Raw genomic sequence first — 20,168 nt, 5'->3', positions numbered from 1 at the left:
AGCCATGTCTATCAAGCAAATTCGTCACTTCGGAGATCCGGTTCTTGTCACACCGGCTTCGGAAGTTATCGACTTTGATAAAGAGCTGCGAACGCTTGTGAAGGACCTCACCGAAACAATGCTCGATGCACCTGGTGCAGGGCTAGCCGCGCCACAGATTGGTGTGCCACTGCGAGTCTTTGTCTGGGATGTCGATGAAGCTATTGGGCATCTCATCAATCCAACTCTTGATTTGAGTGAGGAGATACAGGAGGGTGATGAGGGATGCTTGAGTTTCCCGGAACTTATCTTTCCAACCCCTCGTGCATTTAGAGCGGTTGCAAGAGGATTTACGATGCATGGCGATCCTGTCACTATCGAAGGCACAGAACTTCTAGCTCGAGCACTCCAGCATGAAACAGATCATTTAAATGGAATTCTCTTCATTGACAGACTCTCAGATGAAGATCGCAAGATAGCGATGAAGGAGATTAGAGAATCCGATTGGTTTGGACTTGCTGGGCAATCTGGAGCATCGCCGACAATCAAGATATCTCCGCATAGTCTCTTCGGGTCAGATAACCGTGGACTGGGTCTTTAGTTGCGGATCGCGGTAGCAGCAACGCCTGAAGTAGCGATTCCGTCTCTGGATGCACTTCTTGCCTCTGATCATGAATTGCTCTGTGTCATCACGCCACCAGATCGACCATCCGGTCGAGGTCAAAGCCTCAGCGAATCAGCTGTCTCAGGATGGGGAACTGAGAATGGGATTGAAGTTTACAAACCAGAGCGAGATGCCAGCTTTGATTCCTATTTAGCGAATACCGATGTCCTGATCACAATTGGATACGGTGTCATATTGCCACAACGAGTATTCGAGCTACCTCGTTACGGTTCGCTCAATCTGCATTTCTCACTATTACCAAGATGGCGTGGGGCAGCACCTGTGCAACGAGCGATTGAAGCCGGAGATAAAGTCTCGGGGGTCACTGTCTTTAAATTAGATGATGGCATGGATACCGGACCGATCTATACCCAGAATCGATTCGCACTAGATGCCGATATCACCAGTGATGAACTCTTCGTTGAATTGGCAGAGTTAGGAGCGGAGGCACTTCTTCACGCGCTAGAACTCATGAAGTCTGGAGTGAAGCCCACGCCACAAGAGAATCACAGCGCTACCAGAGCTCTTAAATTGAGCAAGGAAGAAGGACGCATAGATTGGACTCAACCGGCAACTACCATAGCCAATAAAATCCGTGCCTTTACTTCCCAACCTGGCGCTTGGACTAATTTCCGAGATACGACCTTGAAAATCGATACTCCCATTGCGAGTGAGATTACATTGGAACCCGGTGTTCTCCTTCTTGAAAACAAGAAGTTATATGTGGGAACAGCGTCATCTGCTTTAGAAATTGGTCACATCACACCGTCTGGTAAATCCAGAATGCCTTCCTCGCAATGGGCAAATGGGGCACGTTTAATCCCCGGTGATCTCTTTGGTTAAGCCACGCAGAGATACCTTTAAATCACCTAAACCCGATGCTCCCAGAGTTTTGGTCTTTGATTTACTAACAGAAGTTAATCGCAATGGGGGATACTCGAATCTGCTCTTGCCACAAGCCCTGTCGGCCTCGAATTTCGAGATGCGAGACAAGGGTTTCGTCACCGAACTTCTCTACGGGACTCTGCGAATTCAAGGACGACATGACTACATCTTGCAGCAGGTATCGGATCGTCCATTATCAGAGGTGGACACTGGCATCGTAGATATCTGCCGGATGGGAGTTCATCAGTTATTTGAGATGCGCGTAGCAACCCATGCCGCCGTATCGGCAACTGTTGAACTCGCCCGAAAAGTTATTGGTGAATCGAAGGCTTCCTTTGTCAATGCAATACTGCGCAAGGTCAGCTCACAAACCTTGGAACAATGGCTTGAACCCACTTCATTTATCACGGACCCGATTGCGCATCTTGCTATCCGGTATTCGCATCCGGAATGGATTGTTTCGGCCTACTTCGATCTACTCAAAGATTTAGATCGGGTGGAAGAAGAACTTGCAGTAAATAATGTTCCAGCGATGCCAACACTGGTCGCCTGGCCGGGGGATTCGACTCAATCAGAGCTAGTTGATTTAGGCGGGGTTGCAACAGAGTATTCACCTTACGGTGCCCGATTCGATGGCGCCCCTGGGACGCTAGAGGTTATTAGACATCGCAAGGCAGGAGTGCAAGATGAAGGATCGCAGTTAGTCGCACACATCTTCTCACTTGCAACTAAGGATTCTTCCTCGCTCCTAGATCTATGTGCCGGCCCAGGTGGAAAGGCGGCCCTACTTGCTCATCTAGCAAATGTGAATGGCCAGGAATTTACCGCCAACGAAATTTCTGAGGCGCGTGCCAAGTTGGTTAAAAACGTGATTGGCAAGTTTCCAGTTCAGGTTGGCGATGGTAGAGAGATTGCATCACACGGATATACATACGATGCGATTCTGGCGGATGTTCCTTGCACGGGCCTTGGCGCCCTACGACGCAGACCAGAGGTTCGTTGGCGAAGAACTGCGCAAGACCTGCGAGGTTTGCTCGTCCTACAAAGAGAGTTGTCTGATGCGGCAATCTCAGTTCTTAACCCTGGGGGAGTATTTGGATATGCAACATGTAGTCCACATTTTTCCGAGACCTCAGGTGAGGTCCTTCGGATACTTAAAGATCATCCGGAGTTAGAGCAAATGGATATCGCGCCTTTTATTCCTTCTAACCTTGAGGGTGCAACGCGCGATAAGTCACTTTCGCTGTGGACTAGCAAGCACGGCACGGATGCGATGTTCTTAGCGCTCTTTCGCAAGAGGAGATAAACTTCTTCCATGTCGAATGAAGTTCGAATCACCCCAAGTATTCTCAATGCTGATTTTGCACATCTTGACTCAGAGATTGCCAAGATTGCGCAGGCAAGTGATTTGATTCACCTGGATATCATGGACAACGTTTTTGTTCCCAATTTGACCTTTGATTTTCAGGCCGCAACAGAGATCATTAAGAACTGCCCAATTCCAGTTGATTCGCATTTAATGGTTGCAGATGTGGATTCGATAGCAATTCAGTATGCCGAAGCTGGTTCTGCCAGCGTTACTATTCATGTCGAGGCCACTTCTGACATTCGCAGTACTTTGAAGGAGATTAAGAGCCACGGTGCTCGGGCTTCGATCGCTCTGAAACCAAATACCGCTATCAACGATTATTCAGAGTACTTCGATCTGATCGATATGGTTCTTATCATGACTGTCGAACCTGGCTTCGGTGGACAGAAGTTCATGGAAAATATGATGAGTAAGGTCAAAGAAGCGAGAAAATTGATAGGCAGCAGACCTATCTGGCTGCAAGTTGATGGCGGAATTTCACTTGCCACCATCGAGATTGCTCGAGAAGCGGGAGCTGACACATTTGTAGCCGGCAGCGCAGTCTTTAGCGCGCAAGATCCGGCGATGATGGTTGAGCAATTGCGCACACAAGCCGCACTTCACTAATACGGCCTCTTGTGCGTAATCTCTCTAGTAAACTAGCGCTATGAAATCATTTGACTCACTCTGGCTTGAGTTAGCGCAAAAGCTGGCTGAACGCGCCGAGGGTTCGGCGACTGTCGCTGCCGTAGATGCCGGAGTTCACACGATCGGAAAAAAGATCCTGGAAGAGGCTGGTGAAGTCTGGTTAGCAGCTGAACATGAGTCAGATGAGGCTCTAGCCGAGGAAATTAGCCAATTGATTTACCATCTACAAACAATGATGCTCGCCCGGGGTCTCACACCTACTGATATTTATAAGTACCTCTAAGGGAAAACAAGGAGTCTCATGTTACGAATAGCTGTCCCAAACAAGGGTTCACTTGCTGATGCCTCGATTGAGATCCTAAAAGAGGCTGGATATCGCCAACGTACCGACTCTCGCGATCTGGTTCTGATAGACCCTGCTAACGGCGTTGAGTTCTATTATCTTCGCCCACGCGATATTGCGATCTATGTTGGCTCTGGTGAGTTAGAAGCAGGAATCACGGGGCGAGATCTGCTTATTGACTCTGGTGCAGATGCGCAAGAAATTCTCCCCCTTGATTTTGGGGGATCAACATTTAGATTCGCCGGACCTGCACAGGAGAAGCTATCTCTTTCATCTATCAGCGGTAAGCGCGTAGCAACGGCCTATCCAGGATTGGTGCAGAAACATCTTTCAGATTTGAAGATTAAGGCAGATGTCGTTCGCCTGGATGGTGCGGTAGAAAGCAGCATCAGATTAGGAGTTGCCGATCTGATAGCCGATGTTGTCAGTACTGGAAATACTCTTCGCCAGGCTGGGTTAGCTATCTTCGGTGATCCAATCTTGGTTTCCGAAGCCATCTTGATTAAAGGCAAAGCGCCAGCCGCCGCTGCCGAATTAGAGATTCTTATTCGTCGTTTGCAAGGCGTTGTGACCGCAAGACAATACGTGCTTCTTGATTATGACATCCCTAAGAAGAGCGTGGATCAGGCTTGTGCCATCACTCCTGGTCTGGAGTCACCAACGATTTCTCCTCTTCAAAAGCCAGATTGGGTTGCGGTGCGCGCCATGGTGCTACGTAAAGATACCAATCGCTTAATGGATGAACTTTGGGCACTGGGTGCACGCGGAATTCTGGTTACTGATATTCATGCCTGCAGACTGTAATTACTTCCGGCTCGCGCCCGCCTCTTCGATATCTTCCCGCGAGATTCCTAGAAGATAGAGAACAGAATCTAGGTATGGTGCGCTGACAGAGCTATCTGCAGCCGCTTTGACCGCTGGCTTTGCATTAAATGCTATTCCCATTCCTGCGATTGCAATCATATCCAGATCATTGGCGCCATCACCGATTGCAATCGTCTGCTCTAGTTCAACCCCAACAATCTTGGCAAAATCACGAAGGGCAACGGCTTTTGCGGCGCGATCGATGACATCTCCGATGACTTTACCTGTGAGCTTTCCATCGATGACTTCTAGCGTATTGGCTCGGTAATGGGCGATACCCAAATCTTTAAGTATTGGTTCAATGACCGCAGTAAAGCCACCTGAGACAACAGCTACGTTATGTCCAAGCTTATGTAAGGTTTCAATCAGAGTGCGCGCCCCAGGAGTAAGAACTATCTGCTCGCGCACATCAGAAATTACCTTCTCCGGAAGTCCTGCAAGTAGCGCAACTCTTGCTTCCAGGCTCTGCTTGAAATCTAGTTCTCCGCGCATGGCGCGTTCGGTTATCTCTCGCACTTGTGGCTCGACGCCAGCATGGGCTGCGAGTAGTTCAATCACTTCCTGCTGAATAAGAGTTGAGTCCACATCTAAAACAACCAATTTCTTAGCCCAGCGCATCAGGCCACCGGGAGAGACGGCTATATCAATTGAAAATTCATTCGATACCGCAGCTAGTGATTGCCGAAGTTTGGCTGTGTTGGCACCGGATACCGTTAATTCGATTGCAGTGATCGGATAACTAGCGGTGCGATGAATACGCTCGATATTCCCACTTTGTGCAGTTATTGCTTCGGCTACCGCGGCAATAGAACGAGGATGTAGTTCAGTTGTGAGAAGCACAACGTGAACGAGCCCTGTCTTAGCAGCAATTGTCGCGCCCTCTTGGGCGCCGAAAGAGGTTGCTATGTCAACGGATAACACTTGCGCACATTCACTGAGGTCTGCCTCAATCACTTGCGCATGATCGGGATTAAGTGAGATCAGAGCGGTGAGAATAAGTCGCTCACGGATTACTACCTGTTCGATATCTAAAATGGTGACGGCAAAGGGCGCCAGGGTCTCAAAAAGAGCTCGAGTGATTCCGGGGGAGTCGACGCCGGATACGAGAATAAGACCTGTGTAGTGACTCTTCTCGGCGCTCATATGGGTGAGGTTATCGCGAATCACGTTCACTTCGTTCGCAATTTGCGAGTGATTCATTGATTGACGATATATCTTTTGTCACCTATGAGTAATAATCGCGTTCTAGAGCTACGTGATGTCTCTGTCCGAAGAGGCCAGAAGAACATTCTGGGCCCGCTGAATTTTGCGATAGCCCCGGGCGAGCGATGGGTGGTCCTTGGACCAAACGGCGCCGGAAAATCCACGCTCCTGCAAATATTGGCAACAAGGATGTTTCCTACATCAGGAACTGTCTTCTTACTTGATAAGCAGCTCGGCAAGGTCGATGTCTGGGAACTTCGTACCCGAATCGGCATATGTGGAGCACTTATCTCAGAAGATATTCCGCCCGATGAGAAAGTACGCGATGTAGTACTCACTGCAGCGTACGCAATTCTTGGTCGTTGGAATGAGGCCTATGACCTATGGGATGAATCCAGAGCCGTAGCTCTTCTCACAACATTTGGGGTGCGGGAATTAGCAGATAGAGAATATGGAACTTTGAGTGAGGGTGAACGCAAGCGCGTTCAAATCTCCCGAGCACTCATGGCTGACCCAGAGTTACTTCTTCTAGATGAGCCAGCCTCTGGATTAGATCTAGGTGGGCGCGAGGATCTCTTAAAGAGATTCACTGTCTTCGCATCCGATCCATTAGCTCCAGCTTCGATTCTTGTCACTCATCACATAGAAGAGATTCCAGCCGGCACCACACATGCTCTCATTCTCAAAGATGGATTAGCGGCCGTCTCAGGTCCAATTCACGAAGTGATTACATCTGAACATATGTCTCATGTCTTTGATTTGCCGATGGAAGTAAGTCACGATGGGTCGCGTTTTTTTGCCCGTGCACTCTAGTTGGAATGGCCTTCTCGACCCATTAGCTCCTCAGATTGAGAAGATTCTTCAGACAATCTCCAGCGATGACATCGCACCACGAAACGATCGAATATTTGCTGCTTTAGAAATGGATTTGAGTTCGGTCAAATGCGTGATTGTCGGACAAGACCCTTATCCCACCAGGGGTAATGCCCATGGGTTGGCTTTCTCGGTAAACCCTGATGTGCAGCCGCTGCCAGCATCGCTCAGAAACATCTTCACCGAATTAGTCAGCGATCTGGGGATCGAGCGTCCGAAAAATGGAGATCTCACTCCATGGCGTGACCAAGGTGTTCTACTTCTTAATCGGGTTCTCACAACGAAGGTAGGCGAAAGTAATGCACACGCGGATATTGGTTGGCAGCAAATAACAGGTGCGATTGCTCAAGCTGCAGCGGTACAAGGTGCCTTTGGAGTTCTCTGGGGAAAGAGCGCACAGGAGCTTTCACATCTTTTCACTCACAGCATCAAAAGTGTCCATCCAAGTCCGCTTAGTGCATATCGCGGGTTCTTTGGTACCAAGCCTTTTTCACAAGTCAATCAAGAACTACAACACCGGGGAGTTTCTCCCATCAATTGGTCCCTGTAAAGAAATAGGGCCCGCATCCTTAGATGCGAGCCCTATTAAGGAAATCTACTTATTAAATCCAGGCATTAATTGGAGATGATAAGAAGTAGATCATGAAGAGACCAGAGACAAGAAGTAGCAAAGGATGAACTTCCTTACGACGTCCCTGAACTATGCGAATAACAACGTGGGTAACGAAACCAGCTCCGATACCGACCGAGATGTTATAGCTAAATGGCATCAAGATGATGGTCAGGAAGGCTGGAATGCCAATTCCCAAGTCATCCCACTCGATGTTCTTTACTTGTCCCATCATGAGGAATCCAACAATGATTAGCGCAGGTGTTGCAGCCTCGTAAGGAATAATTGCCACGAGCGGCGCTAGGAATGTTGTCAACAAGAACGCAATTCCAGTCACGATTGAGGAAAGGCCAGTTCTAGCACCTTCACCCACACCAGATGCAGATTCAATGTAACTGGTGTTCGATGAAATACCAGCAGCTCCACCAGCGGCGGCAGCTATTGAGTCAACAACGAGGATGCGATTAGCACCTTGAACATTGCCGCTCTTATCAACCAATCCTGCTTGGTTTCCAATCGCAGTCATAGTTCCCATTGTGTCGAAGAAGTCTGCCAGCAATAGCGTGAAGACAAGAAGGCATGCTGCCAAAGCACCAGTCTTTGGATTGGTGAACGCTCCAAAGATGTCATCGAATCCCAAACCTAGTGAATCAAAACGTGGAGCATCTGTCAGATTAAGAGAGCCGGATGCGTCCTTCGGTAGCGTAGGAGTATTTAAACCCCATCCTCGTGAGTTTGACTCAGTAGGACTGACGAAGCTATTTCCAACTTTAAATTGGGATTCTACGATGATTGCTAGGACCGTTGAAGAGATGATTCCAATGAGAATGGAACCCTTGATCTTTTTGATCATCAAGATGATGGTCAGGAAGAGACCAAAAGCGAAGACGACAATCGGCCAACCCACAAGTGTTCCGCCATCACCAAGTTCTAGTGGAACTGCAGAAGGCTTGGAATTCGTGCTTCCCCACACCACATTTGGAGTACGTCGCACGAATCCGGCATCGACTAGGCCAATGAGGGCGATAAACAATCCGATACCCACCGAGATAGCAACCTTAAGTGCCGTTGGAATCGCCTTGAAGACCGCAATTCTAAATCCGGTCAGAACCAGAATGAGAATGAGAATACCTTCAATGAGAACTAAGCCCATGGCCTGCGCCCAGGTAGCGTTCTTGGCGATTGAAACAGCGACAAAGGTGTTTAAGCCTAGGCCGGTAGCAAGTGCCAATGGAAAATTCGCGACAGCTCCCATGAGGATGGTCAAAATTCCGGCGATAAGTGCAGTTCCAGCGGCAACGATAATGATTGCGTTGGTTCGATCTCCGCCACCGATGAATTCTCCAGCGCCATCAGTTGTGGCAAGGATCAGCGGGTTGAGCGCAACGATATATGCCATTGTAAAGAAGGTAACTAGCCCACCTCTAACCTCTTGGGCTATCGATGACCCTCGCTCTTTAATCTTGAAATAGGAATCCAACATAAATGGACCTTTCTAATTTTTTTATCGAGGGTGTTTGCGACCTCGTGTGAAATGACGGCTCACAGACCGAGGGGGATGCCTAAACGCTAGTAGGTACTTAGACGTACTTGTGGGTTAAACGCGCAACAAGACCAAGAAAAATGGCGACAGATTGCCCAATAAAGAGGGCAAATAGGGCGGTTCCGAGCCCAACAGTGCCTCCGAGGAACCAGCCGATAATCAAGACTGTGACCTCAATGCCCATTCGTACGCGTCCCACACGAACCCCTGTTTTGTAGTGGATCCCGGTCATGGCGCCATCTCGAGGACCACGTCCTAGGCCACAGGTGATGTAGAGGGCAGAGCCTAATCCGACCAGTGCGATTCCAATGAGATCAAAGATAACTCCGATGGCGAAATTGTCTTGCTTCGGGAAGATGATTGTTCCGATTTGAATAAACGCTGCAATGATGACGATATTCGAGATTGTTCCAAAACCAACTCGTTCATTAAGTGGAATCCAGAGCAGCATCACGGACACGCTAATAATGAAAGTTGCCCATCCGATACTCAACCCAGTTTTTAGCGTCAGACCTTCGGCAAATACAGTCCACGGAGCATTTCCAATTCCAGCCTGGATAAGTAATGAATCACCGAGACCGAAAATAGCTAAACCAAAGAAAAGAATCGCAGTTCGCAGGGGAGTGAGGTCCCAAAGTCCTTGCGCGGTCCATGGCGTTATGGGGACAGTTTTATGGGGGCGCAGACTTTTGATGATGGATGCGAGATTCACTTGCGCAGTCTATAGTGGATGAATGTTTGTAGGCCTCGGAACAGTAATCAATTTACTCACCATCATCGTAGGTGCGGCTATCGGAATCGCCTTAGGTGGTCGACTGCCTAAGAAATCGCAAAAGATGATTACTGATGTTCTGGGGCTCATCACCCTATTGGGTGCGACTTCGGCACTTTTGCCGCTATGGTCAAATGAATTCAAGGATTCACTTCCGGATGGATCACCGCTTCTCTTGGTTTTGGCATCCATGCTCATCGGAGGTCTACTCGGAACCGCTCTCAAGATTGAGAAACGAGTTGAGAACTTTGGCGAGAATCTAAGAAAGAACTTTAAGGCATCTAGTGATAGTCCTTTTGTCGAAGGCTTCGTCAGTGCCTCACTGTTATTTGTGATCGGCCCACTTGCAATCCTTGGCAGCGTCAGCGATGGCATGTCTCAAGGTTTAGATCAACTCATTCTCAAATCTTCACTCGACTTCTTTGCCGCAATGGCATTCGCATCCACCCTGGGAATCGGCGTGATGGCATCGATTATTCCAGTTGGTATCTACCAGGGCTTCTGGACGATTATCGGTTTCTTTGCCGGGTCTGTTCTCGAGCAGTATCAAATTGATGCGATGACTATCTGCGGAGGGCTGATGCTGGTTGGCATCGGATTACGTCTGCTCAATATCAAGAAGATATCAGTTGCAAATCTGTTGCCAGCTCTGGTTATTGCGCCAGTACTGGCAACAGTCCTACATTCGATCTAAAGCGCGGATGTTGCAATCACATATGTAGTCATCTTGTCTCTATTTTCTCCGATTTAGATTTCAGTAAATGGCAATGGGTCAGAACTTATATGACCGGCTCGTGATGCGCGAGCTGTGACTTGGCGCATGTGGTGTCTACGGCATAGGACTTCATAGGCAATCTCATCACTTTTACCAACATCTCCGACCACCACTTGTTCACCTTCGGTAACCATGACGCCATTTATCGTTCGAGCGTTATGTGTAGCACGTGATCCGCACCAGCAAAGCGCCTCCACTTGCAGCGTGTTTACACGATCGGCTAGTTCAACGAGACGGGCAGATCCTGGGAAGAGCTTGGTTCTAAAATCAGCAAGAATTCCAAATGCATAGACATCAATACCTAGCCCATCGACAATCTTTGCCAAACCATCTATCTGATCGGGCTGATAGAACTGAGCTTCGTCACAGATGATGTAATCGATGCGGTCACCAGCAGATAAATGATCAACCACAAATTTATGAATATCCAGTGAGGTTTCAACTTCAATTGCTTCAGATTGCAACCCTAAACGAGAACTAATAAGACCTGCCCCAGCACGATCTTTACTCGTAAAGATGAGTCCGGTGCGTCCACGTGACTTATGGTTATGCGCGGTTTGCAGCGCAAGGGTTGACTTACCCGAATCCATAGTTCCGCAGTAGTAAATCAGTTCAGCCACGTGGGAATCCTGCCATGAATCGCCTCAATATTCTCTATCCCAAATCCAGACCAAGTGCGCGTAGCGCTCTCGCCATCTGTGCCGATAGCGCGGTGCTCATTTCCACACTGATATGAGATGCGTCTCGGTAGGTGACGATTCCATCCAGAACTGCGGGACAAGTTCTTGCACATAACCACGGCGTTGGATCTACAAGTAGGTATCCATCAACTGTTATTAAGGGTGTCTTTTCCGTGTTGTCGCAATCCCTGGCCTTCTTGGAAGAGAGACAACTCGGAATGTCTTGCTTCGGGTGTGGAGTATCCGCGATATAGATAACTTTCGGCGTTAATCCCCGAAGTGCCAGAAGAGTCTTTCGCTGTCCCTCTTGCCACCACTGGGCGCGAGATTGATAACCCTCAGGTCTTTGAAAGTACTGCATTCCTGATACCAGTACTGCTTCTGGTTTCAACTCTGCGATTCTCTTGTATACGTTATCTCTCCATTTAGAACAATCAGAGTTCTTGTAGCCACCTTTGTTGACCTTACGTATTGCAGGTCCTGGACACGCGGATTTAGTAAATGAAGTAAGGGCAAAACCATTTTCTTTCGCCATTTTCTCCAGCGCGGGAAACCATTGTGCCGCATGAGAATCTCCAAATAGGACAATCTTCCGCTCTGCATTCCTTTTTCCATATGTGCATTCCGGTGGAATGATTTGGCCGTTTTCAAGATGACATCCATCCTGATAGATCTTCGGCAGGGCAAGTACTGATTCGAGTGAAAATTGCTCTCCAGATTTAAGGGTGACCTGATTATTATGTGAATTGATGATAATTATGGAGAGTATTAGAGTGAGAATTGTTATCAGTGTGGCGCCGGCCAAGATTCTTGTTTGAGAAAACTCCCGCACACGAAGTGGCTGCTCCACGAAGCGATGAGTAAGGTCAGCAAGAATCAGAGTCAGAACTATCGCTATCAGGCGCTCGATGATGGAAAGCTCACGCCCGAGGTAGAGGTTAGGAATTACCAATACTGGCCAGTGCCACAAATAGAGGGGATAGGAGATATTTCCTAGCCATTGGATGACAGGTAACCGTGAAGAAGTATCGATTACTTTTGGCCAGTTTTTCACTGAAGCAAGTGTGAATGCAGTTGCTAGTACGGGAAAAAGCGCTGCAGTTCCAGGAAATGCCGATGCATCGGTAAAGCGAGCGGCGGAATAACCGATGGCAATGACTGCAAGCCACGCATAACCTTGGAAATCTCCCCACTTTGCCGGAAAGAAAAGGACGAGCGCTCCAATACCTAACTCCCAAGCTCTCGTGGGTAAGGAATAGAAAGCCCACAAGGGAGATGCAGATGTCAGAAACAGACTTAACAGAAATGAGATCAGGGTGATTACTGCGATACCAATTCCTACAGTTCGCCGCTTACCGAACTTATAGAGCAAGTAGATAATCAGTGGCCACAGAAGATAGAACTGCTCTTCCACGGCTAATGACCAATAATGAATTACTACTGGGGGAATAGCGTCTAAATTCTGATAATCCATTTGCCAGAGGGCAAAGAAATAGTTAGAGATATAGAGCGAAGCCGCTGCAATATCTCGGCCTAAGTCAGCTCGCAGTATTGATGGATATACCCACCATGAAACTAGCGCTGTGATAATCAGAACTAGAGAGCTGGCCGGCAGTAATCGCTTTATTCGGCGGAGATAGAACCTAGCAAAGGAAATACCATCGGTTTTCTCACATTCCCGAAGAAGAAGAGATGTGATGAGATAACCAGAGATGACGTAGAAGATATCGACGCCGATATATCCACCTGGTAAAAACTTGGCGTGATAAAGCAGAACCAGGACTACCGCAAGCGCCCTGAGTCCTTGAATCTGAGGTAGACGCATTTATGCCTGTGCTAGTGAGAACACGGGGGGAGCAGAATCTAAGCTCGCGATCTTGGTGCGTCCTGCCAATTCTTGAATCTCCAAAAGAACTGCAGCGCTCACAACAACAGCCCCCAGATCTTGAATGAGCAAGATTGCTGCCTTAAGAGTTCCACCAGTTGCTAGAACATCATCAATCAGGAGTACTCGCGAACCAGGCTCCATCGCATCAGTATGAATCTCTAATTCGTCCTGGCCATACTCCAAGCTGTAACTGCGCGAGAAAGTTGTGTAGGGCAATTTTCCAGATTTGCGTATTGGGATGAATCCGACTTTCTTTTCCAGGGCGATCGCGCTACCCAAGATGAACCCACGCGCATCCAGTGCGGCCACATAGTCAATTTCATCTGCAACAGCGGCGAGGGCCGATATGATGGTGGAAAATGCTTCCGGATTGGCCAATAAGGGGGAGATATCCTGAAAGAGAATCCCCGGCTTAGGAAAATCCGGGATAGGTCTAATCAATGCAAGTGCTTGACTGATATCCATAGCTGCACCACCGTAACTGTGTCCGAACGGGGACTTGAACCCCGAATCCCTTGCGAGAACTAGCACCTCAAGCTAGCGCGTCTGCCAATTCCGCCACCCGGACGAGTACCCGCTCGCTAGAAGATAAATCTTATGCGCTCGAGTCGAAATAACTGGGTAACGATATCAACCTGGCGCCATGGGCGCAAAAGAGAGCTATGAAAGGGCAGAATACGACCATGAGTAGCGCAGAGAAGTCGAACACCATTGAGAATGAAGTTGTCTCTATCTGCCAAGATCTTATTCGAATCCCGTCAGTAAATTATGGAGAAGGCAAGGGAGATGAAAAGGCATGTGCAGAGTATGTCGTTGCCTCACTCGCTGAAGTTGGAATCAAAGCAGATATATACGAGTCTGCTCCCAATCGCTGCAATGTGATTGCGCGTATACCTGGAAAAGATAGTTCACTGGGTGGCTTAGTTGTCCACGGTCATCTCGATGTTGTTCCAGCCAACGCAAATGAATGGTCGGTAGATCCCTTCGCTGCCGAAATTCGCGACGGCATGATCTGGGGTCGCGGGGCAGTGGATATGAAGAATATGGACGCGATGATTTTGACAGTCGTTCGCGAATGGTCGCGGACCGGATTTCAACCACAACGAGATATTGTCTTAGCTTTTTTTGCCGACGAAGAGGCGGGGAGTTCTTACGGTTCCAGGTTTATGACTTCGAAGCACCCGGAAGTTTTTGCTGGGTGCACCGAGGCCATTTCTGAGGTGGGCGGTTTCTCAGTCACCGTTACTGGCGGAAAACGTTTGTACTTTATCGAGGCTGCGCAAAAGGGCATTCACTGGATGAAGCTCACCGCACATGGTCGCGCTGGTCACGGTTCAATGTTAAATGATGAGAATGCAATCACTTTGATTACCGAAGCGGTAGCCAAGATTGGTCGGTATCAATGGCCCCAGAGATATACGAAGACAGTCAAGATTCTCTTTGAAAAAATTGCGCAAGCAACGGGCAAGCCTTTCGATCCCGCAGATCTCACGCCTTTATTGGAAGAGATTGGTCCGACGGCTCGAATGGTGGGAGCAACGTTGCAGAACACAGCTAACCCAACGATGTTGGAAGCTGGATATAAGGAGAACGTAATTCCGGCATCTGCTTCGGCTGTCATTGACGGAAGATTCTTACCTGGATACGAAGATGAACTTAATTCAACAATTAAATCAATCATTGGTCCAGATATTGAATTAGGAACCATTACTCGCGATATTGCACTCGAGGTTGATTTTGAAGGAGACCTGGTGGAGGCGATGTGTGCTGCAATCTTGGTCCATGATCCTGAAGGTATTCCCGTTCCATATGTCATGAGCGGTGGAACTGATAACAAAGCGCTATCAGAACTTGGGATCATCGGTTATGGATTTAGCCCACTGCGCCTTCCGCAAGATTTGGATTTCATGTCTTTATTCCACGGGGTAGATGAGCGCGTGCCAATCTCTGGCCTTCACTTTGGGGTTCAGGTACTGAAGGAATTTCTAGAGCAGGCTTAAGCAGAGATTTCATCGAGCACGCTGCGAACGATATCTGGCAAAGATATTTCTTCGGATTTCAAAATTCCACGAAGTTGGCCACCAGTTCTAGCTCCCACTATCGCACTTGTTATTCCAGGGGTGTCTCGCACCCATGCGAGAGCAACTTCCAACGGGGAGTAGCCAAGACCGCTAGCTGCTACAGATACTGCTTCAACTATTCGGGTCGACTTCTCATTCAAATAAGGCTCAACATGTTTCACAAAGTGCGGGGCTGCAGCGCGCGAATCACTGGGAATCCCAGTTCGATACTTTCCTGTTAAGACTCCACGACCCAAGGGCGCCCAGGCTAAAGCCCCAATCCCAGTTGCTCGAGCACAGGGAAGTATTTCCTCTTCCGCGCTTCGATTGAGCAGCGAGTATTCAATTTGATTCGAGACTATCGGTGCTTTTGCGGAATTACTCTCTTGAATGGTTATTGCTCGCGCACTTTGCCAGCCAGAGAAATTAGAAACTCCAACATGGCGAGCTTTCCCCGATGTGTATGCGTAATCGAGAGCCGAGAGAGTGTCTTCTAGCGGGGTATGTTCATCCCACATCTGAATCTGCCAGATATCTACATAATCGGTTTCTAGTCGCGATAGTGATTTATCTAATTCTGCAATGAGTGTGGTGCGAGAGTTATTTACGGTGCGAACACCGCCTGGATGTGAAACACCCGCCTTCGTAGCAATCACTACATCGGCGCGATCAAAGAGCGTTCCAATCAGTCCACCAATAACTCGCTCGCTATCTCCGTCGCCAAAGGTAGGAGAGGTATCAAGGAAGTTGCCACCAGCTTCGATATAGGCACGGCATTGATCTGCCGCCTCGTGCGTATCGGTATCTCGACCCCATGTCATGGTGCCCAGACCCAGCCGAGAGAGTGTGAGGCCACTATTTCCAGCCCGTCTCATCTCCATGACGCAGACCTTAGCAAGGGGATAGCGGAAAAGTGGTGATTAGAAATTTAGCGATAACCTTCGTGTTGTGGCGCGAATAATCCTTCTAAGACATGCACATTCAATCGCCAATGAATCTGGAATTTTGGCTGGGCAATTGCCTGGTATCTCTCTGAGTAAAAAGGGGAGCCAACAGGCGATTGACTTGGTAGATCGCATTGGAAAAGTCTCATTTGATTCGATCCGCATGAGTCCGATGCAACGTTGTCAGGAGACGCTGGCACCTTGGCTGGAATCTGCACACTCCAATGGACTTAAGAGATTCATTCTCGATGAGAAGCTGATTGAAATGAATTATGGCAGTTGGAGTGGCAAGAAACTCAACTCACTAGCTAAGCAACCCCTCTGGAAGATTATTCAGAAAACTCCGAGCAAGGTTGAATTTCCGCAAGGTGAACGGATGACTGCCATGCAAAAGCGCGCTGTGGCCTCAGTTGAAGAGGCAGTGCTAGAAAAATCTAAAGGGACTCACTTGTTTGTGAGTCACGGTGATGTCATCAAGGCAATGGTTGCGAGTCTATTGAAGATGAAACTTGATAATTTCCAGTCTTTAGTAATCGATCCCGCCTCGATTACCATGCTTGAATATGATGGTGACAGTGCACGATTAATACTTTTCAATGACAATATCACACACCTAGAAGGCTCGCTCTCGGGTGCGCGTCCCAAGAAAATGCTCTTGGGTGGTGGAGCCGGAGCTGTCAGGCGAAAGAAGAAATGAGTTCGCAAGTAATTCTCTTTGAACAACCGGAGAGATTTACAGTTGGCACGGTAGGTCAACCAGGGGAACGAACTTTCTTTATTCAAGCTCAAAGTGGTTCACGTTTAATCTCAGTTTCGCTCGAAAAGACGCAGGTTCAAGCTCTGGCAGATCGCTTGCTCTACACAATCCGAGATATCAAGCAGAACAACCCGAGCCTTAGCTTTTCTCGTCTTGTGAAAGATGATGCACCGCTGAGTACTCCCATTGAAGAAGAGTTTCGCGTCGGCGTTATCGGCTTAGCTTTCGATGCAGAGCAAGGTTTGATTCAAGTTGATTTCCAGGCTATTAATGAAGGGAGCGATCAGGATCCAGAGTTCATAGATGTCGATGATCTAACAGGTGACCAGGATATTTTGCGGGTTCTCATTACTCCGAGTGAAGCTGATCGATTCTCCAAGCGAGCCTTCATCGTGGTGGGCGCAGGACGCCAGCCGTGTCCATTTTGTGGTGGACCGATAGATCTCAAAGGTCATCTATGTCCGCGATCGAATGGCTATCGCAGATGAGTAAGGTCATTGAACATCTGCTTGCCGGAACTCTTGAGGTAACCGGTCGATTAGTTGATGCATCTAATGCCACTCTCTATGGCGAATGCACATTTAACGATGAGAAGATGGCTGTCATATATAAACCCATCGCAGGAGAGCGACCGCTCTGGGATTTTCCGGACGGAAATCTAGCTCACCGCGAATATGCCTCCTACTTAATTAGTGAATATTCCGGTTGGAAAGTTGTTCCACCAACCGTATTACGAGAGGGACCATTCGGTTTAGGAATGGTGCAGCAGTGGATTGATATCGATGAGTCAATTGATTTGGCCTTGTACTACCGGGAGGATAACGAGAACCTTCGTCGGATGGCTCTATTTGATGCCGTCATTAACAACACCGATCGAAAAATAGGTCACTTGTTGCCTGTCGTTGATGGCAGTCTTCTTGGTTGTGATCATGGCGTCACATTTCACGAAGAGAACAAACTGCGAACCGTTATTTGGCAGTTTGCTGAGCGCGAACTCACTCCCGACGAGAAACACACCCTCGGTGAGTTAGTCACTCGGTTGCACATTGAGTCCGAGGTTTTACACGGATTAATCACTGAGATTGAATTTAGCGCCCTGATTTCAAGAATCGAAGGCCTGATGGAGTCTGGGAAATTTCCATCTCCAAGTGAAGATTGGCCTGCTGTGCCATGGCCCCCTTTTTAAAGTAAAGTTGCGATATGCGTGCCTGGCCAGAGATTTACATTCCCAAGCTCTCCAGTAGATTTTCGCTCCAGCCACTTTCACTACTGAACACCGCTACTCAACAGGTTGAAACTATTCCGCAGAAGCCTGTCTACCGGATGTATGTATGCGGCATTACTCCATACGATGCAACGCATCTAGGACACGCAGCCACCTATCTCACTTTCGATTTGATTCATCGCTATCTCAAAGCAACCGGTGCTGAGGTTCGTTTTGTTCAGAACATTACTGATATCGATGATCCGCTGTTAGAGCGTGCCGCGCGCGACGGTATCGATTGGCAGGATCTGGCTAACTCTCAAATAGATCTCTTTCGTGGTGATATGGCCGACCTTCACGTTCTGCCTCCACAACACTATGTCGGAGTTGTCGAGGCAATGCCATTGGTAGTGGACTCAATAATGAAATTGCAGGAGTCAGGGACGACCTATAGCGTCGAAAATGACCTCTACTTTAGAATTCATTCAGATGAGGAATTCGGCACCCGTTCTCATTACACAGATGAGCAAATGCTCTCCATCTTCGCCGAACGCGGGGGAGACCCACAACGTGCTGGCAAAGAGAATCCTTTTGATGCACTTCTCTGGTTAGCCCAACGTGAAGGTGAACCTGGTTGGCAAAGTCCGTTTGGTATGGGTCGACCTGGCTGGCATATCGAATGTTGTGCCATCGCACTTCATTATCTGCAGCCTGATACGCATGATGACTTTGCAATGGATATTCAAGGTGGGGGAAGTGATCTAATTTTTCCGCATCATGAGATGTCCGCGGCTCAAAGTCGAATCATTGGGCGCCAACGATTTGCTCGCACTTATGTACATGCAGGAATGATTGGTCTTGATGGCGAGAAGATGAGTAAGTCAAAGGGAAATTTGCTCTTTGTCTCGCAACTTATTGCAGAAGGTGTCGAACCGATGGCGATTAGATGGGCGCTGATGGGTCATCAATTCTCACAGGACCTGATGTGGAATAAGGAGATTTTGGTTAAAGCTTCGACTGAAATTGATGAACTTCGACTGCAATTGAGTCGAGTAGATGTTGCGCTAACGGATGAGGTTATTGCAGCGGTAATTTCAGCGTTGGGCGATAATCTCGATACCGTGAAAGTTCAAACGATTATTCGCAGTTGGATGAGAGAAACAAATGATGGAAAGAGCGGCGGGCATGCAGGGGAACTTTCGCGTGCACTAGATACCTTGCTTGGACTAGCGCTCTAATTTCCGCTTTGCCGACGTAGAAATCTTTCTAATTCGCGCGCAATTGATTCACCGGTGACATCAGGGAGTTCCGAGGCATCCTTGCTCTCTTCCAAAGCTTTCACATACTCAGCAACATCGGAGTCCTCTTTCGCCATCTCTGTTACCTCAACCTCCCAGGCAGTTGATTCTTCGGGAAGTGCGCCTTGCGGAATTGAGATTCGCAGGAAATCTTCAAGTGCATTCACAAGTGCCAATGATGCTTTTGGCGATGGCGAATTTGAGGCGTAATGAGGAACGGCAGCCCATAAGGAGACTGCGTCAATGTCGCGTTGTACACACGCGACCTGAATGACACCTAGGATTCCAGTTGGGCCTTCATATTTACTTATCTCAACACCTAGACGCTGTGCGATATCTGGATGTGCGCCACTTCCACTGACAGTAATTGGACGTGTGTGAGGAGTATCAGCCAGCATCGAACCAAGAGTGATGACTAAATCAATCTCAAGATCTTCTGCCAGATCTAGCAGATCAGAGGTAAAGGTCTTCCATTTCATAGATGGTTCCACGCCGCGCACGACGATAAAATCATGATCAAGTGTGGGAGTGCGAAGTGCATAGATCTGCGTGCCTGGCCAGGTCAGATTACGAACACTTGATTCATCAACGTAAATCATCGGTCTATTTACTTGAAAGTCATAGAACTCTTCTGGGTCAACATCTGCGATTAACTCAGGAACCACATCAAATGATGGATCAGTCCATGAACCCAATAGGTGAGATAGAGCGCCGGTTGCAGCTTCGGCAGCATCATTCCAACCAGAAAAGGCGATAACCATCACTGGTGAACGCAAAGAAGGAATTTGATGAATCTCCACAGCGACACCTTAAGGTAATCTCTGCCATGT

General features: G+C 48.2%; 22 protein-coding genes and 1 tRNA gene. 14 read left to right on the top strand and 9 right to left on the bottom strand.

Features of this window, described 5'->3' with window-relative positions; translation table 11 throughout:
* Positions 1–4: 4 nt before the first annotated feature.
* From def to hisG, 6 genes are read left to right on the top strand one after another with little or no spacing between them, the layout of a single operon-like run.
* Positions 5–580, top strand: a complete 576-nt coding sequence (gene def / locus A1sIIB76_RS03350; protein ID WP_095697031.1) for a peptide deformylase — start codon at positions 5–7, stop codon at positions 578–580.
* The gene (gene fmt / locus A1sIIB76_RS03345; protein ID WP_095697030.1) at positions 581–1,486 is read left to right on the top strand and encodes a methionyl-tRNA formyltransferase; all 906 of its coding nucleotides are present in this window, start codon (positions 581–583) and stop codon (positions 1,484–1,486) included. It abuts the gene before it with no gap.
* On the top strand, positions 1,470–2,834 hold the full coding sequence (locus tag A1sIIB76_RS03340) for a transcription antitermination factor NusB (protein WP_223298799.1): 1,365 nt from the start codon (positions 1,470–1,472) through the stop codon (positions 2,832–2,834). Before fmt ends, A1sIIB76_RS03340 begins: the two co-directional genes overlap by 17 nt.
* A gap of 9 nt (positions 2,835–2,843) precedes the next feature.
* Positions 2,844–3,503, top strand: a complete 660-nt coding sequence (gene rpe, locus A1sIIB76_RS03335; RefSeq protein ID WP_095697029.1) for a ribulose-phosphate 3-epimerase — start codon at positions 2,844–2,846, stop codon at positions 3,501–3,503.
* 40 nt (positions 3,504–3,543) lie between these two features.
* Complete coding sequence (locus A1sIIB76_RS03330) at positions 3,544–3,807, top strand: phosphoribosyl-ATP diphosphatase (protein ID WP_095674816.1); 264 nt, start codon at positions 3,544–3,546, stop codon at positions 3,805–3,807.
* 18 nt (positions 3,808–3,825) lie between these two features.
* Positions 3,826–4,671, top strand: coding sequence for an ATP phosphoribosyltransferase (gene hisG, locus A1sIIB76_RS03325; RefSeq protein ID WP_095697028.1), 846 nt, complete (start codon positions 3,826–3,828; stop codon positions 4,669–4,671).
* On the opposite strand, the gene serB is transcribed toward hisG, so the two are convergent.
* Positions 4,672–5,874, bottom strand: coding sequence for a phosphoserine phosphatase SerB (gene serB / locus A1sIIB76_RS03320; RefSeq protein WP_095697361.1), 1,203 nt, complete (start codon positions 5,872–5,874; stop codon positions 4,672–4,674).
* A gap of 84 nt (positions 5,875–5,958) precedes the next feature.
* Here serB and A1sIIB76_RS03315 point away from each other — a divergent pair, with 84 nt between their 5' ends.
* The gene (locus tag A1sIIB76_RS03315) at positions 5,959–6,747 is read left to right on the top strand and encodes an ABC transporter ATP-binding protein (protein WP_095674814.1); all 789 of its coding nucleotides are present in this window, start codon (positions 5,959–5,961) and stop codon (positions 6,745–6,747) included.
* Complete coding sequence (locus tag A1sIIB76_RS03310) at positions 6,716–7,357, top strand: uracil-DNA glycosylase (RefSeq protein WP_095697027.1); 642 nt, start codon at positions 6,716–6,718, stop codon at positions 7,355–7,357. The genes A1sIIB76_RS03315 and A1sIIB76_RS03310 overlap by 32 nt, the downstream gene beginning before the upstream one ends.
* A 52-nt stretch (positions 7,358–7,409) precedes the next feature.
* Here the strand turns inward: A1sIIB76_RS03310 and A1sIIB76_RS03305 are convergent, their stop codons facing one another.
* Positions 7,410–8,900 carry an NCS2 family permease gene (locus A1sIIB76_RS03305; protein ID WP_095684706.1) on the bottom strand — a complete coding sequence of 497 codons (1,491 nt, stop codon included), beginning with the start codon at positions 8,898–8,900 and terminating at the stop codon, positions 7,410–7,412.
* 97 nt (positions 8,901–8,997) lie between these two features.
* Positions 8,998–9,672 (bottom strand): membrane protein YczE, encoded by a 675-nt coding sequence (yczE, locus tag A1sIIB76_RS03300; RefSeq protein ID WP_095674811.1) that lies wholly within the window; start codon positions 9,670–9,672, stop codon positions 8,998–9,000.
* Between the two features lie 22 nt (positions 9,673–9,694).
* Here yczE and A1sIIB76_RS03295 point away from each other — a divergent pair, with 22 nt between their 5' ends.
* Positions 9,695–10,426 carry a DUF554 domain-containing protein gene (locus A1sIIB76_RS03295; protein ID WP_095697026.1) on the top strand — a complete coding sequence of 244 codons (732 nt, stop codon included), beginning with the start codon at positions 9,695–9,697 and terminating at the stop codon, positions 10,424–10,426.
* Between the two features lie 53 nt (positions 10,427–10,479).
* On the opposite strand, the gene A1sIIB76_RS03290 is transcribed toward A1sIIB76_RS03295, so the two are convergent.
* From A1sIIB76_RS03290 to A1sIIB76_RS03275, 4 genes are all read right to left on the bottom strand, one after another.
* A complete protein-coding gene (locus A1sIIB76_RS03290) occupies positions 10,480–11,127 on the bottom strand; it encodes a thymidine kinase (protein WP_095697025.1) in 648 nt (215 codons plus the stop codon).
* Between the two features lie 34 nt (positions 11,128–11,161).
* Complete coding sequence (locus A1sIIB76_RS03285; RefSeq protein ID WP_095697024.1) at positions 11,162–13,012, bottom strand: acyltransferase family protein; 1,851 nt, start codon at positions 13,010–13,012, stop codon at positions 11,162–11,164.
* On the bottom strand, positions 13,013–13,540 hold the full coding sequence (locus A1sIIB76_RS03280) for an adenine phosphoribosyltransferase (RefSeq protein ID WP_095697023.1): 528 nt from the start codon (positions 13,538–13,540) through the stop codon (positions 13,013–13,015).
* 19 nt (positions 13,541–13,559) lie between these two features.
* Positions 13,560–13,643, bottom strand: a tRNA-Leu gene (locus A1sIIB76_RS03275).
* 115 nt (positions 13,644–13,758) lie between these two features.
* On the opposite strand from A1sIIB76_RS03275, the gene A1sIIB76_RS03270 reads away from it, so the two are divergent.
* Entirely contained in the window at positions 13,759–15,075 is a 1,317-nt protein-coding gene (locus A1sIIB76_RS03270) for a M20/M25/M40 family metallo-hydrolase (protein WP_095697022.1), read from the top strand.
* On the opposite strand, the gene A1sIIB76_RS03265 is transcribed toward A1sIIB76_RS03270, so the two are convergent.
* Positions 15,072–16,016 (bottom strand): aldo/keto reductase, encoded by a 945-nt coding sequence (locus A1sIIB76_RS03265; RefSeq protein ID WP_095697021.1) that lies wholly within the window; start codon positions 16,014–16,016, stop codon positions 15,072–15,074. The two genes, A1sIIB76_RS03270 and A1sIIB76_RS03265, sit on opposite strands and share 4 nt — an antisense overlap.
* A 67-nt stretch (positions 16,017–16,083) precedes the next feature.
* On the opposite strand from A1sIIB76_RS03265, the gene A1sIIB76_RS03260 reads away from it, so the two are divergent.
* From A1sIIB76_RS03260 to mshC, 4 genes are read left to right on the top strand one after another with little or no spacing between them, the layout of a single operon-like run.
* Positions 16,084–16,776, top strand: coding sequence for a histidine phosphatase family protein (locus A1sIIB76_RS03260; RefSeq protein WP_095697020.1), 693 nt, complete (start codon positions 16,084–16,086; stop codon positions 16,774–16,776).
* On the top strand, positions 16,773–17,324 hold the full coding sequence (locus tag A1sIIB76_RS03255; protein ID WP_095697019.1) for a DUF3090 family protein: 552 nt from the start codon (positions 16,773–16,775) through the stop codon (positions 17,322–17,324). The genes A1sIIB76_RS03260 and A1sIIB76_RS03255 overlap by 4 nt, the downstream gene beginning before the upstream one ends.
* The gene (locus tag A1sIIB76_RS03250) at positions 17,294–18,022 is read left to right on the top strand and encodes an SCO1664 family protein (RefSeq protein WP_223298797.1); all 729 of its coding nucleotides are present in this window, start codon (positions 17,294–17,296) and stop codon (positions 18,020–18,022) included. The genes A1sIIB76_RS03255 and A1sIIB76_RS03250 overlap by 31 nt, the downstream gene beginning before the upstream one ends.
* 14 nt (positions 18,023–18,036) lie before the next feature.
* The gene (gene mshC / locus A1sIIB76_RS03245) at positions 18,037–19,278 is read left to right on the top strand and encodes a cysteine--1-D-myo-inosityl 2-amino-2-deoxy-alpha-D-glucopyranoside ligase (protein ID WP_095697017.1); all 1,242 of its coding nucleotides are present in this window, start codon (positions 18,037–18,039) and stop codon (positions 19,276–19,278) included.
* Here mshC and A1sIIB76_RS03240 read toward each other — a convergent pair.
* A complete protein-coding gene (locus A1sIIB76_RS03240) occupies positions 19,275–20,138 on the bottom strand; it encodes a PAC2 family protein (protein WP_095684699.1) in 864 nt (287 codons plus the stop codon). The genes mshC and A1sIIB76_RS03240 overlap by 4 nt on opposite strands.
* Positions 20,139–20,168: the final 30 nt, after the last annotated feature.

Source organism: Candidatus Planktophila versatilis, from assembly GCF_002288265.1.
In the GTDB taxonomy this organism is placed as follows: Bacteria; Actinomycetota; Actinomycetes; order Nanopelagicales; family Nanopelagicaceae; genus Planktophila; species Planktophila versatilis.
Note: the sequence above shows the minus strand (reverse complement) of the source record. Positions and strands in the feature narration are given on the sequence as shown.